This window comes from Streptomyces sp. NPDC101490 (assembly GCF_044767145.1).
Lineage (GTDB): Bacteria > Actinomycetota > Actinomycetes > Streptomycetales > Streptomycetaceae > Streptomyces.
Map to the genome: position 1 here is coordinate 1 of NZ_JBIWNI010000012.1, position 13625 is coordinate 13625.

General features: G+C 74.3%; 11 protein-coding genes. 1 reads left to right on the top strand and 10 read right to left on the bottom strand.

The genetic code is table 11. The features are described 5' to 3' along the window. Window positions 1-91: 91 nt before the first annotated feature. The 7 genes from ACIRQY_RS21485 to fmt all read right to left on the bottom strand — a co-directional run bounded on the left by ACIRQY_RS21485 (window position 92) and on the right by fmt (window position 7418). Entirely contained in the window at window positions 92-1573 is a 1482-nt protein-coding gene (locus tag ACIRQY_RS21485) for a GuaB1 family IMP dehydrogenase-related protein (RefSeq protein ID WP_351787618.1), read from the bottom strand. A 62-nt stretch (window positions 1574-1635) separates the two neighbouring features. Continuing rightward, the gene (locus tag ACIRQY_RS21490) at window positions 1636-1971 is read right to left on the bottom strand and encodes a barstar family protein (protein ID WP_351787616.1); all 336 of its coding nucleotides are present in this window, start codon (window positions 1969-1971) and stop codon (window positions 1636-1638) included. Then, complete coding sequence (locus ACIRQY_RS21495) at window positions 1961-2398, bottom strand: ribonuclease domain-containing protein (RefSeq protein ID WP_403928020.1); 438 nt, start codon at window positions 2396-2398, stop codon at window positions 1961-1963. Before ACIRQY_RS21495 ends, ACIRQY_RS21490 begins: the two co-directional genes overlap by 11 nt. A gap of 186 nt (window positions 2399-2584) precedes the next feature. Further along, complete coding sequence (locus ACIRQY_RS21500; protein ID WP_351787610.1) at window positions 2585-3634, bottom strand: sugar-binding domain-containing protein; 1050 nt, start codon at window positions 3632-3634, stop codon at window positions 2585-2587. Between the two features lie 133 nt (window positions 3635-3767). After that, window positions 3768-4451, bottom strand: coding sequence for a ribulose-phosphate 3-epimerase (rpe, locus tag ACIRQY_RS21505; RefSeq protein WP_351787607.1), 684 nt, complete (start codon window positions 4449-4451; stop codon window positions 3768-3770). A 203-nt stretch (window positions 4452-4654) separates the two neighbouring features. Further along, window positions 4655-6067, bottom strand: coding sequence for an RsmB/NOP family class I SAM-dependent RNA methyltransferase (locus ACIRQY_RS21510; protein ID WP_403928023.1), 1413 nt, complete (start codon window positions 6065-6067; stop codon window positions 4655-4657). Window positions 6068-6485: 418 nt separating this feature from the next. Further along, window positions 6486-7418: a methionyl-tRNA formyltransferase gene (gene fmt, locus ACIRQY_RS21515; protein ID WP_403928025.1), complete on the bottom strand. Its 933-nt coding sequence runs from the start codon at window positions 7416-7418 to the stop codon at window positions 6486-6488. Between the two features lie 638 nt (window positions 7419-8056). Between fmt and ACIRQY_RS21520 the strand changes: the two genes are divergently transcribed. Further along, a complete protein-coding gene (locus tag ACIRQY_RS21520) occupies window positions 8057-8575 on the top strand; it encodes a hypothetical protein (RefSeq protein ID WP_403928027.1) in 519 nt (172 codons plus the stop codon). 147 nt (window positions 8576-8722) lie between these two features. On the opposite strand, the gene ACIRQY_RS21525 is transcribed toward ACIRQY_RS21520, so the two are convergent. The 3 genes from ACIRQY_RS21525 to coaBC form a co-directional block, all read right to left on the bottom strand. Further along, window positions 8723-10861, bottom strand: coding sequence for a primosomal protein N' (locus tag ACIRQY_RS21525; protein ID WP_403928030.1), 2139 nt, complete (start codon window positions 10859-10861; stop codon window positions 8723-8725). 93 nt (window positions 10862-10954) lie between these two features. After that, window positions 10955-12163, bottom strand: coding sequence for a methionine adenosyltransferase (gene metK, locus ACIRQY_RS21530; protein WP_403928032.1), 1209 nt, complete (start codon window positions 12161-12163; stop codon window positions 10955-10957). A gap of 247 nt (window positions 12164-12410) precedes the next feature. Continuing rightward, window positions 12411-13622: a bifunctional phosphopantothenoylcysteine decarboxylase/phosphopantothenate--cysteine ligase CoaBC gene (gene coaBC, locus ACIRQY_RS21535; RefSeq protein ID WP_403928035.1), complete on the bottom strand. Its 1212-nt coding sequence runs from the start codon at window positions 13620-13622 to the stop codon at window positions 12411-12413. Between the last annotated feature and the right edge of the window lie 3 nt (window positions 13623-13625).

The following is a 13625-nucleotide window of genomic DNA, read 5'->3' on the forward strand; positions in this document are numbered from 1 at the left end:
GCCCGCGTACTGGATGTACGTGGGTCTGGGGCCGGTGCGGCGAGAGTGCGTGCATGGCGTCGCGCGGCAGGCGGGAATTGTCAGACAGGCCTTAGCTCCAGCTGGCGTGCAGCGGCTTGCCCTCGGCATAGCCGGCGGCGGACTGGATGCCGACCACGGCCTTCTCCTCGAACTCGGCGAGCGAGCCGGCACCGGCGTAGGTGCAGGAGGAGCGGACGCCCGCGATGATCGAGTCGATCAGGTCCTCGACGCCCGGACGGGCCGGGTCGAGGAACATCCGCGAGGTGGAGATGCCCTCTTCGAACAGGGCCTTGCGGGCGCGGTCGTAGGAGGACTCGTCGCTGGTGCGGTTCTTGACCGCGCGCGCGGAGGCCATGCCGAAGGACTCCTTGTAGAAGCGGCCCTTGGCGTCCTGCTGGAGGTCGCCCGGCGACTCGTACGTACCGGCGAACCAGGAGCCGATCATCACGTTGGAGGCTCCGGCGGCGAGGGCCATGGCCACGTCGCGCGGGTGGCGGACGCCTCCGTCGGCCCAGACGTGCTTGCCGTACTTCTTCGCCTCCGCGGCGCACTCCATGACGGCCGAGAACTGCGGGCGGCCGACGCCGGTCATCATGCGGGTGGTGCACATGGCGCCGGGGCCCACGCCGACCTTGATGATGTCGGCGCCCGCCTCGATCAGGTCCTTGACGCCCTCGGCGGCGACGATGTTGCCCGCGACGATCGGGACCTGCGGGTCGAGCGCCCGGACGGTCCTGATCGCGCTGATCATCGACTCCTGGTGGCCGTGCGCGGTGTCGATGACGAGCGTGTCGACGCCCGCGTCGAGCAGCTGCTTGGCCTTGCCCGCCACATCGCCGTTGATGCCGACGGCGGCGGCGACGCGCAGCCCGCCGTTCGCGTCGACGGCGGGGGTGTAGAGGGTCGCGCGCAGTGCGCCCTTGCGGGTGAGGATGCCGACCAGCTTGCCGTCGGCGTCGACCGCCGGGGCGTAGCGGCGGTTGGCGGCGTCGAGGGTGTTGAAGGCCTCGCGGGGGTCTATGTCCGCGTCCAGGAGCAGCAGGTCCTTGGACATGACCTCGGAGAGCTGGGTGAAGCGGTCCACGCCGGAGAGGTCCGCGTCGGTGACGACGCCGACCGGGCGGCGGTCGGCGTCGACCACGACTCCGGCGCCGTGGGCCCGCTTCGGCAGCAGGGAGAGCGCGTCGGCGACGGTCTGGTGCGGCTCCAGGACGATCGGGGTGTCGAGCACGTGGTGGCGGCTCTTGACCCACGAGATCACGTCGGTGACGACCTCGATCGGGATGTCCTGCGGGATGACGACCAGTCCGCCGCGCCGGGCGAGGGTCTCGGCCATCCGGCGGCCCGCGATGGCGGTCATGTTGGCGACGACCAGCGGGATCGTGGTCCCGGTCCCGTCCGGCGAGGAGAGGTCCACCGCCTGGCGGGAACCGACGGCCGAGCGGCTCGGCACCATGAACACATCGTCGTACGTCAGGTCGTAGGGCGGCTTGACGTCATTGAGGAAACGCACGTGCTGACATCCCAGTCGTTCGGATCGGCCCCTAGGCATTTCAGCCAGGGGAAAAAGCACGTAGTTCATTGTCCCACGTGTGTACGCATACCAGTCCCGGGCTAATCCTCCGAGGCTCGCGCGAGGCGCTTCGTAGGATCCTCCGAGGACGTGCCGAGGGAGAGGAGGACGGCGAGGCGGGTGGGGCGCTCGTCGACGGCCGTGGCGAAGACCTCCTGGGCGGTCCCCCACTCGCGCGGCCGGGTCCTGGCGTACTCCCGCCAGCCCGTCACGACGAGCGTGACCGGTTCCGGCAGATCGGTGAGGCAGTCCGCGAGGGCGTCCCAGTTGCGGCCGAACCAGTCGGGCAGGGCGAGGGCGTCGGCGCAGCGGTCCATCAGGGCCGCCTTGTCCGTGACGCCGGTCAGATCGAGGACGACGGTGCCGTCAGCGGGCATCGGGGACCACCTCCCGGAAGGTCTCGTAGTGGTCGGCGGTCCAGTAGGTCTCGCCGCCCTGACCGGTGACGATCCGTCGTGCGCCCCGGTCGCGCGAGCCGGGCGTCTTCACGGTGTACTCGTGGTAGTAGCCGCGCTTCTCGCGCGGCAGGATCTTCTCGAAGTTCGAGAAGACGCTGCCGTCCTTGGCGTACGGGTAGGGCCCGCCGCGCGCGATCAGGGCGAGGGTCCGGCGCGCCTCGGGGGGCAGGTCGGCGGCCCGTACGGTGGGCAGTCCCGAGGTGCCGGTGGACGCGGGGGCGGGCGCGGAGGAGGCGGTCGGAGCGGTGCGGGAGGACGTGGTGTCCCCGCCGCCCGCGGCGGAACAGCCACCGAGGAGGACGCAGAGGACGAGCGCGAGGAGCACGCGCAGGGGCCGGAGCAACATGATCCCGAACATATCGCCACGGAACGGCTCCGTCCCTCCGGGTCCCTGTCCGGAGCGGCCCCGGTACGCCCTCCGGGTCCGCCCCGGGGGTCGGTTCCGCCCCCGGGTCGGGGCCGCCCGTGCGCGGCCCGGGTACGACGAAGCCCCCGCCGGAGGCCGACGGGGGCGTCATGGTGGGGCGGGGGCTCAGCCGCCGTCCGGGTCCGCCCGGTCGAGCGCCGGATGGGTCCCCGGGTTCGTCGCGGTCAGCAGGTAGTCCGCGGCGGCGCGGTCGGTCACCAGGCTGGTGACGAGCCCGGAGCGCAGGACCGCCCCGATCGCCGCGGCCTTGCGCTGGCCGCCCGCGATGGCGACGACCTCGGGGATGCGGCGCAGCCGGTCCGCCTCGACGGTGATGCAGCGCTCGCCCAGGTCACGGCCGACCCGGCGGCCCTCGGAGTCGAAGAGGTGCGCGGACATCTCGGCGGCGACGCCGAGCGAGGCGTAGTGGGCGCGCTCCTCGTCCGAGAGCATGTCGTGGACGGTGGAGATGCCCGGCTCCCAGGAGCCGATGGAGACACAGGCGACGGTGACCTTGTCGAAGTACTCGAAGGCGCGTGCGATGCCGGTCTGGCTGCGCAGGGCCGCCGCCGTCGCCGGGTCGGGGAGCAGCATCGGCGCGTAGATGGGGTGGGCCTCGCCGCCGGAGACCTGGGCGGCGCGGCGGACCGCCTCGACGGAGCCGCGCTCGGCGGTCCCGGCGTCGTACACCCCGGTGAGCTGGACGACGGTGCACGGGGGCAGCCGGTCGAGGGCCGCCGCCATGTGGATGGTGGAGCGGCCCCAGGCCAGGCCCAGGACGTCTCCCTCGGCGACCAGTTCGCCGAGCAGGTCGGCCGCGACCTCGCCGAGGTTCTCCGGGTCGGGCGACTCGTCCTCGCCCTCCGAGGGGGACTCCACGACGACCGCGTGCCGGAGCCCGTAGCGGGCGCGGAGCGCGTCGGAGCGTTCGGCGTCCAGCTCGGCCGGTACGCGGATCTCGATCCGTACGAGATCGCGCTCCAGGGCCGTCTCCAGGACCCGGGCCACCTTGAAGCGGCTCACGCCGAACTCCTCGGCGATCTGGATCTTGGACTTGCCCTCCAGGTAGAAGCGGCGGGCCATGGCCGCCGCCTGCACCAGCTCCGCGGGGCCCATCCGCAGGGCTGCCCGTCCCGCCGACATACCCGCCACCGCGATCTCCTCACTGCTGTTCACGTACCGCTGTTCACCTAGCGATGTCCGTACCGATGTCGTTCACACTGTGGACCCGCCGTCCATCCTGTCAGATCCGGCGGGCCCTGATCAGTCCTGCCGGTGGCCCGACGGACCGCGTTCATCTCACGGCGGCTCAGTGGCCACACGCCCACGGGGCGGTGGCCGTGACGGCTTCCGCGCGGGCCCGGAGCGAGGCCACGGCGGCGGCCGGGTCGGCCGCTCCGTAGACGGCGGAGCCCGCGACGAAGACGTCGGCGCCCGCCTCGGCGCACTGTTCGATCGTGGACTCGGTGACTCCGCCGTCGACCTGGAGCCAGAGCTCCAGACCGTGCCGGGAGATCAGCTCACGGGTCCGGCGGATCTTGGGCAGCATGATGTCGAGGAAGGCCTGGCCGCCGAAGCCGGGCTCGACGGTCATGATCAGCAGCATGTCCAGCTCGGGGAGCAGGTCCTCGAACGGCTCGATGGGCGTGGCGGGCTTGAGGGCCATCGAGGCCCGCGCCCCCTTGGCGCGGATCTCCCGGGCCAGGCGCACGGGCGCGGCGGCGGCCTCGGCGTGGAAGGTCACCGAACCGGCGCCCGCCTCGACGTACTGGGGCGCCCAGCGGTCGGGGTCCTCGATCATCAGATGGCAGTCGAGGGGGGTGCCGGTCGCGCGCGCGAGCGACTCCACGATCGGCACGCCCAGCGTGAGGTTGGGCACGAAGTGGTTGTCCATCACATCGACGTGCAGCCAGTCGGCACCGTCGACGGCCTTCGCCTCATCGGCGAGCCGGGCGAAGTCCGCGGACAGGATGCTGGGATTGATCTGCGCCATGCGCCAAGCCTCCCACGTTCTTGGGTGCTTCTTTGCCGCCGGACGGTTTCGAATCCGGTCCAGACCAATTTCGGTACGAACCGACGAGGACGGGACCTGTACAGACCGGGAGATTGCGGTCAGGTGATCGAAGGGCTGGGCTCCCCGGACACCGTGCCGTGCCCGGAGGACCCGCCGTCACACCGTCCGGGAGCCCCCCGCCGTCACGCCGTCCGGCGGATCAGCGCCAGGTACATGGCGTCCGTGCCGTGCACGTGCGGCCAGAGCTGGACGTCCGGTCCGTCGCCGAGCGCGGGGACGTCCGGCAGCAGCGGGCGGGCATCGATCAGTTCGGCGCCGCCGGTCCGCTTCAGGACGTCGTCCACCACGACCCGGGTCTCGGCCAGGTGCGGCGAGCAGGTCGCGTACCCCACGACCCCGCCGACGCGCACCGCGCTCAGCGCCTCGGTGAGCAGGGCGCGCTGGAGCGGGGCGAAAGCGTCCAGGTCCTCGGGACGGCGGCGCCAGCGGGCCTCGGGGCGACGGCGCAGCGCGCCGAGCCCGGAGCACGGCACGTCCATCAGGACCCGGTCGAAGGAGCCGGGGCGCCACGGCGGGCGGGTGCCGTCGGCGGCGATGACCTGGTACGGGCCCGGGTTCCCGGCGAGCGCCCGCTCGACCAGCCGCGCCCGGTGCGGCTGCTTCTCCGAGGCGAGCAGGGCGGCACCGCGCTGGGCGGCGAGGGCGGCGAGCAGCGCGGCCTTGCCGCCGGGGCCCGCGCAGCCGTCGAGCCAGCGGGTGTCGGCGCCTTCGACCGGCGCGTTGGCCAGGGCCAGGGCGACGAGCTGACTGCCCTCGTCCTGGACGCCCGCGCGCCCCTCCTTCACCGCCTCGATGGCGCCGGGCTCGCCGCCCTCGGCCATCCGCACGGCGTACGGGGACCAGCGGCCCGGCAGGGACTCGGTGGCCTCGGCGAGCTCTTCGGTGGTGGCGCGGCCGGGCCGGGCCACCAGGGTGACCTCGGGGCGCTCGTTGTCCGCCTCCAGAAGGTCCTCGATGCCCGCACGGCCGCCGCCGAGGGAGTCCCAGAGCGCCGAGACGATCCAGCGGGGGTGCGAGTGGACGACGGCGAGGTGGTCCTCGGGGTCCTGGTCGTACGGCGGGGCGACCTGCGCCACCCAGGCGTCCAGGTCCTGCCGCGAGATCTTCCGCAGGACGGCGTTGACGAACTTGGCCCGCCCGTCGCCGAGCACCACGCGGGCCAGCTCGACGCTGGCGGAGACGGCGGCGTGGGTGGGGATACGGGTCCCCAGGAGCTGGTGGGCGCCGAGCGCGAGCACATCGAGCACGGGCGGGTCGACCTCGCGCAGCGGCCGGTCGATGCAGGCGGCGATGATCGCGTCGTACGTGCCCTGGCGGCGCAGCGTCCCGTAGACCAGCTCGGTCGCGAGGGCCGCGTCCCGGGCGTCGAACGTGCCGCCCTCCCGGGCCTTGCGGAGCAGCGGCGGCAGCACCAGGTTCGCGTAGGCGTCCCGCTCGTCCACCGCCCTCAGCGCCTCGAAGGCGAGCATCCGGACGGGGTCCTTCTGGGGCCGCCGGTAGGGCTTGGGGGGACGGCGACGTGCCTGCTCGCTCAAAGGTGCTCCGGGTGACGATATGAAGAGGCCGAACCCCCCAAGCGTACGTCCGCCGCGCCGCCACCTGCTCCCGGGGCACCGGGCGGACCGGCGCACCGGCGAGGTGCCCGCTCGGCGTCCGGACCGGCGCCGCGCCGGTCCGACCGGCGGAGGCGGGGTCGCCCCTTCCGGATCTCACGCGGCCCACGACGCCCGGTACCGCTCCTCGCGGTGCCACTCGCGGTGTCAGCGGAACAGCCGGACACGTCCGGCACCCGGCGGCTCCCCGCTCTGCCCGGCCGCTCCCCGCTCTCCCCCGCTCTGCCCGGCTGTTCCCCGCTCTCCCCCACCGCTCCCGTCCGATCCTCCGTCCTGCGACGCACCGCGCCGGACCCCGCGAGCCCGGCCGGCGGGACGCGGAGGGGACGGAGGGGACGGCCTATGCCCCCAGCCGCTCCCCCGCCGCGATCCGCACGCCCCGCGCCCAGTCGGCCGCCTTCATCGGCTTCTTGCCCTGGGGCTGGACCCAGACCAGCTCCACGGCGTACGAACCGGTGCCCGCGTACACGTTGTTCTTGCCCACCGCCAGCTCGCCCGGGGCCAGGTCCAGCCGGTCCGGCAGCGGCGTGACCTGGATCAGCTTCAGTCGCTCGCCCCGGAAGACCGTCCAGGCGCCGGGCGCCGGGGTGCAGCCGCGGACGACCCGGTCCACCCGCAGGGCGGGGGCGGCGAAGTCGACACGGGCGTCCTCGACCTGGATCTTCGGGGCGAGGGTGATGCCCTCTGCGGGCTGCGGCACGGCCTTGAGGGTGCCGTCCTCGATGCCGTCCATCGTCGCGGCGAGCAGCCCGGCGCCCGCGAAGGCGAGCCGGGTGAGCAGGTCGCCGCTGGTGTCCGTGGGCCGGACGTCCTCGGTGACCACGCCGTAGACCGGACCCGAGTCGAGCCCCTCCTCGATCTGGAAGGTGGACGCGCCCGTCACCTGGTCGCCCGCCATCAGCGCGTGCTGCACGGGTGCGGCGCCGCGCCAGGCGGGCAGCAGCGAGAAGTGCAGGTTGACCCAGCCGTGGGCCGGGACGGCGAGGGCCGTCTTCGGCAGCAGCGCGCCGTAGGCGACGACCGGGCAGCAGTCCGGCGCGATCTCCCGCAGCCGGGCGAGGAAGCCCTCGTCACGGGGCTTCACCGGCCGCAGGATCTCGATCCCGGCCTCCTCCGCGCGCTGCGCCACCGGGCTCGCGACGAGCCGTCGGCCGCGCCCCGCCGGGGCGTCCGGCCGGGTGACCACGGCGGCCACCTCGTGCCGCCCGGAGGCGAGCAGGGCGTCCAGGGCGGGTACGGCGACCTCGGGGGTGCCTGCGAAGACGAGCTTCATGGGTGGCGGTGCCTGTCTGTCCGGGGGCTTTGCGGGCGGCCCATCAGTCTAGGTCGTCCCCTCCGGACGGCGCCGGTCGAGCCCGCGGCGCCCGCTGCGGTGCCCCGCGAGGAGGTGCCCGGACGGGCGCCCCACGTACGGGGGCATGTGCTGGAGGGTGCCCCTCAGGCACGTGCCCGGACGTGTCGGCGACACCGTGGGTCACCCTGGTCGGGCGGAAACCGGAAGGGGCGGTCCAGACGGGTCGCCTAGGGCCCGTCTGACCATTCCCGTCGTCGCCCGCAGGGCGGCCGCGCGGCGTCAGGTACGTGCTCTCGGCGTGCCGGCCCCAGACTCACGTACTGGACGTACGTGGGGCCTGGGACCGGTGCGGCGAGAGTGCGTGCATGGCGTCGTGAGGCAGACGGGAATGGTCAGGCGGGCCCTCGCCGTCCCCGCCCCGACCGGCGGGGACACGCCGGACGCCGGGGACGGGAGGGGGCGTACGGAAGGACGAGCGCCCCCGCGCGCAGACATGTACGCCCCCGCAGCGTGACCCAACTCCCGGTGACGCGTTGGTCAAGAGAGATTGACCGACTCGGGTCGCCGTCTCCCCTCGGCGGCCCTTACCCTTACACGCCGGTTCGAGAGGCTTTCACATGGCCGACCACGCAACCCACGACGCCCAGGCTCGGGCGAGTCTGCACCTGCTGGTGCGCGACATCGAGCGGGTCCGCCGGCAGGTGGACGCACTGCGCACGCTCACGGCCCAGCTGGGCAATGTCTACCGTCCTCGCCGCTCCGGCCCCTCGACGGGCTTCGTCGTCTACGGGCGGGCCCCCGCCCCGACCGTCCGGCTGGCCCAGGAGCTGCGGGACAGCGTCGAGACCCTGGTGACCGCCGCGGTCGACTTCGACCGTTCGCTCGGCTTCTCCTGGGACGCCGTGGGCTCCGCGCTCGGCGTCACCAAGCAGGCCGTCCACCGTCGTTACGGTTCCCGGCGCGCGCCCCAGCCGGGCGTCCCCGTCGACCAGGACCCGATCATGGAGCCGGGGACCACCCGCACGCTCCCCGCGGTGCCCGCCGCCCGTTCGATGCCCCCGCAGCCGACCTCGGGCAGTGCCAGCCTCCGCGAGGAGCCCCGCCCGACGGCCTTCCCCGGCCCGCGCGGCGGCTGACCCCCCTCGCCCCGAAGGCCGTCCGTCCCTCCGGGGGCGGACGGCCTTCGCTCGTACGGGGCCGGATGCCCCGGCCGTACGGCCCCCGGTGCCTCTCGGGCCCCTCGCCCGAGCGCCGCGCACGGGCCCGGCGGCCGCCGCGCGGGTTCAGCCGATGTCCGGCGGGTCGACACGGATGCGCACCGGGTCCCCGCCGCCCCGGGCCAGCCGGGCCGCCCTGGCCTGTTTCAGGGCCGCCGCCAGGGCCGCGCCGCTGCCCGGTGGGACCCGGACCAGGGCCCGGTCCCACCGCTCGCCCGGCGGTGGGTCCCCGGGGCGGCGCGGCCCGCCCGGCCGGACGACGGGCAGCGGCACCGGGCCCAGGATCTCGGCGTCACCGGGGAGCCCGGCGGCGGCCAGGAAGCCCTCGACGGCCTCCGGGGGGCCGGAGACGGCCGCCATCCGGGAGACCGGCGGGAAGCCCAGCTCGGCCCGCTCGGCCAGCTCCCGCTGGGCGTGCCCGACCGGGTCCCAGCGGACGAGGGCCTGCACCGGCCGCAGCGTCGGCTCGGCGACCACGACGACCGTGCCCCCCTCGGCCTGGCCCCTCACCAGGGAGGCGGCGTCGATCCAGCGGCGCAGCGCCTCCTCCCCCGCCCGCAGGTCGGGCCTGCCGAGCATGGCCCAGCCGTCGAGGAGGAGGGCCGCCGCGTAGCCGCCGTCGGCGACGGGTTCGGCGCCGGGGGTGGAGACGACGAGGGCGGGGCGGTCCGGCACCCGGTCCAGGACGTGGTCCCGGCCCGAGGTGCGGACCGGCACCGCGGGGAACGCCCGGCCCAGCTCCTCCGCGGTCCGCCGGGCACCGACCACCTGGGCCCGCAGCCGGGTGGAGCCGCACTCCACGCAGTGCCAGTCGGGGGCGTCGCGCCCGCACCAGCCGCAGCACAGCTCCCGCTGTCCGGGGGCCTCCAGGGGCCCCGCGCAGTGGCGGCAGCGGGCGGGCGTCCGGCAGCGCTCGCAGGCCAGCCGGGGCACGTATCCCCGGCGCGGGACCTGGACGAGCACCGGTCCGTCCTTGAGCCCCTCCCGTACGGTCCGCCAGGCCAGCGAGGGCAGCCGGGCGGCCCGCGCGGCCTCGTCACGGGCGAGTTCGCCGTCGCCGACGGTACGGATCAGGGGCGCGGCGGCGCGGACCTGCTCACGGCCCGCGCCCAGCGCCCGGGCCCAGCCGGACTCCACGAGCTGCGCGGCCTCGACGGTGCAGCTGGTGCTGCCGAGGAGGAAGGCGCAGCGGTCGTGGGCGGCGCGCAGCAGCAGGACCTCGCGGGTGTGGGGCTGCGGGGCGTGCGGCTCGCTGTGGCTGCCGTCGCCGTCGTCCCAGACGACGACGAGGCCGAGGTCGCGGACGGGCGCGAACATGGCCGCCCGGGTGCCGACGACGGCCCGGACGGCGCCGCGCCGGACCGCGAGCCAGCGCGCGTACCGCTGCTCGGGACCCGCCTCGGCGGTGAGCAGGGTGTGGTGGCCCTCGCCGAGCACGGTGGTGAGGGCGGTGTCGACGCGGTCCGCCGCCCGCCCGTCGGGGACGACGACGAGGGCGCCCCGGCCGGAGGCCAGGGTGGCCCGGACGGCCCGGGCGATCTCCTCGGCCCAGTGCGGTCCCGGCAGCGCGTTCCACACCGCCCGGGGCGCGCCGCCGCGCGCGAGGGAGTCCAGGAACGCGGGCCCGCGTTCGTACCGCGTCCAGCTGCCCGGTTCGGGGGCGGTCGGCGGCGGCGGAGGCTCCGGCGAGGGGCGGCCCTCGGCGCGGGCGCTGCGCGGGGGCACGGCGAGCTGGAGCACATCGGCGAGGCTGCCCGCGTACCGGTCGGCGACGGCGCGGGCGAGGCCGAGCAGTTCGGGTCCGAGGACGGGTTCGGGCGAGACGACGCCGGCGAGGGCGGCGAGCGGCCCCGCGTAGTCGGAGGTGGCCCGGCGCTCGACGAGGAAGCCGTCGATGAGCCGGCCGCCCTCGCGCCGACCGCCCCGCACCTGGCCCGATCCGGCGCCGAACCGCACCCGCACCCGTACGCCGGGCCGGGCGACCTCGTCGAGTTCCTCGGGGACCGCGTAGTCGAAGAACTGGTCGAGGTGGAGGACACCCTTGTTCACGACGACCCTGGCCACGGGCAGTTCTCGGGCCAGCGCCGCGCCCCGCCAGGTCCGGGGCTTGGCCTTGGGCACCTTCGCCTTCCGCACGGTCTCCCGGATGAGCGCGAGCTGCTCGGGCTCCGCCGTCTCCCCTGACCGCTCCTTCTCGCTGCTCACAGCCCCATACCTACCAGACGGCACCGACAGCCGGACATGCCGGAGCCCGGCACCCCCGAAGGGGGGCCGGGCTCCGGGCGGGCGCGGGTGGGGCTACAGACCGGCGGCCCGGCGCAGGGCCTCCACGCGGTCCGTGCGCTCCCAGGTGAAGTCGGGCAGCTCACGGCCGAAGTGGCCGTAGGCGGCGGTCTGGGAGTAGATCGGGCGGAGCAGGTCGAGGTCGCGGATGATCGCGGCCGGGCGCAGGTCGAAGACCTCGCCGATGGCGTTCTCGATCTTCTCGGTCTCGATCGTGTGGGTGCCGAAGGTCTCGACGAAGAGACCGACGGGCTCGGCCTTGCCGATCGCGTAGGCGACCTGGACCTCGCAGCGCGAGGCGAGGCCCGCGGCGACGACGTTCTTGGCGACCCAGCGCATGGCGTAGGCGGCGGAGCGGTCGACCTTCGACGGGTCCTTGCCGGAGAAGGCGCCGCCGCCGTGGCGGGCCATGCCGCCGTAGGTGTCGATGATGATCTTGCGGCCGGTGAGTCCGGCGTCGCCCATCGGGCCGCCGATCTCGAAGCGGCCGGTCGGGTTCACCAGGAGGCGGTAGCCGTCGGTGTCGAGCTTGATGCCGTCCTCGACGAGCTGCTTGAGCACGTGCTCGACGACGAACTCGCGGATGTCGGGCGCGAGCAGCGACTCCAGGTCGATGTCGGAGGCGTGCTGCGAGGAGACGACGACCGTGTCGAGGCGGACGGCCTTGTCGCCGTCGTACTCGATGGTGACCTGGGTCTTGCCGTCGGGGCGCAGGTACGGGATGGTCCCGTTCTTGCGGACCTCGGTGAGGCGGCGGGAGAGGCGGTGCGCGATGTGGATCGGCAGCGGCATCAGCTCGGGCGTCTCGTCCGAGGCGTAGCCGAACATCAGGCCCTGGTCGCCCGCGCCCTGCTTGTCGAGCTCGTCCTCGTCACCCTCGACCCGCTGCTCGTACGCGGTGTCCACGCCCTGGGCGATGTCCGGGGACTGCGACCCGATGGACACCGACACGCCGCAGGAGGCGCCGTCGAAGCCCTTCTTGGAGGAGTCGTAGCCGATCTCGAGGATCTTGTTCCGGACGAGGGTCGGGATGTCCGCCCACGCCTTGGTGGTCACCTCACCGGCGACGTGCACCAGGCCGGTGGTGATCAGCGTCTCGACGGCGACACGGGAGTTGGGGTCCTCCCGGAGCAGTGCGTCGAGGATGGTGTCGCTGATCTGGTCAGCGATCTTGTCGGGGTGTCCCTCGGTGACGGACTCCGAGGTGAACAGACGACGGGACACAACGCTCCCTGGGGTTGCAGCGGCTGCTGGCTCTTCTTTGAAGCGGACCGGCAGGGGGCTGCGCCCCAAGACGTTCCACCGACAGTCTATCGGTCGTGGTCGCGCAATGGACCAGGTGTCTCGAACAGTGAATACACCGAGAGGGTGAATCCGGTCGCACCGAGTAGTTCAGGACACCCCCTGGAGGTCCGGGTCCGGCAGCCCACCGCCGTCCGCGCGGGGCGGGGGCGACCGTGGGCGCGACGGATCAGGGCGCCGGGAGCAGCCGGGGCAGGACGAGGTCCCAGACCGTCTCGGCGAGCGCTTCCTTCGGGCCGTACGGGACCGGGGTCTCGGTGCCGTCCGAGGCGATGACCACGGCTTCGTTCTCCTCGGAGCCGAAGGTCTTGCGTTCTCCGACCTCGTTCACGACGAGGAGGTCGCAGCCCTTGCGGCGGAGCTTCTCCCGTCCGTTGGCGAGGACGTCGTCGGTCTCGGCGGCGAAGCCGACGACGACCTGTCCGGGCAGCGCGCGTTCGGCGGACAGCTCCGCGAGGATGTCCGGATTACGGACCAGCTCGACGGTGGGTGCCCCGCCGTCGTCCTTCTTCTTGATCTTCCCGGTGGCGTAGACGGCGGGGCGGAAGTCGGCGACGGCGGCGGCCATGACGACCGCGTCGGCGTCGGCCACGGCCTTGAGCACGGCCTCGCGGAGCTGGAGCGCGGTGCCGACGTGGACGACGTCGACGCCCGCCGGGTCGGGGATGCCGGTGTTGGCCTCGACGAGGGTGACCCGGGCGCCGCGGGCGGCGGCGGCCCTGGCGAGGGCGTAGCCCTGCTTGCCTGAGGAGCGGTTGCCGAGGTAGCGGACGGGGTCGAGGGGCTCGCGGGTGCCGCCCGCGCTGACCACGACATGGCGTCCGGCCAGGTCGGGGGCGACGGCGCCGCGGGTGAGGACCCGTCGGCAGGCCTCGAAGATCTCCGTCGGGTCGGGCAGCCGTCCCTTGCCGGTGTCGACTCCGGTGAGGCGTCCGACGGCCGGTTCGAGGACGACGGCGCCCCGGCGGCGCAGGGTGGCCACGTTCTCCTGGGTGGCCGGGTGCTCCCACATCTCGGTGTGCATGGCGGGGGCGAAGACGACGGGGCAGCGCGCGGTGAGCAGGGTGTTGGTGAGCAGGTCGTCGGCGAGGCCGTGGGCCGCCTTGGCGAGCAGGTCGGCGGTGGCGGGAGCGACGACGACGAGGTCGGCGCCCTGTCCGATCCGCACGTGGGGCACCTCGTGGACGGAGTCCCAGACCTCGGTCGAGACGGGGTGGCCGGAGAGGGCGGACCAGGTGGCGGCGCCGACGAAGTGGAGGGCGGACCCGGTCGGGACGACCCGGACGTCGTGGCCCGACTCGGTGAGCCGCCGCAGCAGCTCGCACGCCTTGTAGGCGGCGATGCCGCCGCTGACCCCCAGAACGACCTTCGGCTCGGCCACGAC

What these genes read in the sequence shown, in the direction of transcription:
- ACIRQY_RS21485 (WP_351787618.1), bottom strand. Translation starts at nt 1,573, where the DNA reads ATGCCTAGGGGCCGATCCGAACGACTGGGATGTCAGCACGTGCGTTTC.
- ACIRQY_RS21490 (WP_351787616.1), bottom strand. Translation starts at nt 1,971, where the DNA reads ATGCCCGCTGACGGCACCGTCGTCCTCGATCTGACCGGCGTCACGGAC.
- ACIRQY_RS21495 (WP_403928020.1), bottom strand. Translation starts at nt 2,398, where the DNA reads ATGTTGCTCCGGCCCCTGCGCGTGCTCCTCGCGCTCGTCCTCTGCGTC.
- rpe (WP_351787607.1), bottom strand. Translation starts at nt 4,451, where the DNA reads ATGGCGCAGATCAATCCCAGCATCCTGTCCGCGGACTTCGCCCGGCTC.
- fmt (WP_403928025.1), bottom strand. Translation starts at nt 7,418, where the DNA reads ATGAAGCTCGTCTTCGCAGGCACCCCCGAGGTCGCCGTACCCGCCCTG.
- ACIRQY_RS21520 (WP_403928027.1), top strand. Translation starts at nt 8,057, where the DNA reads ATGGCCGACCACGCAACCCACGACGCCCAGGCTCGGGCGAGTCTGCAC.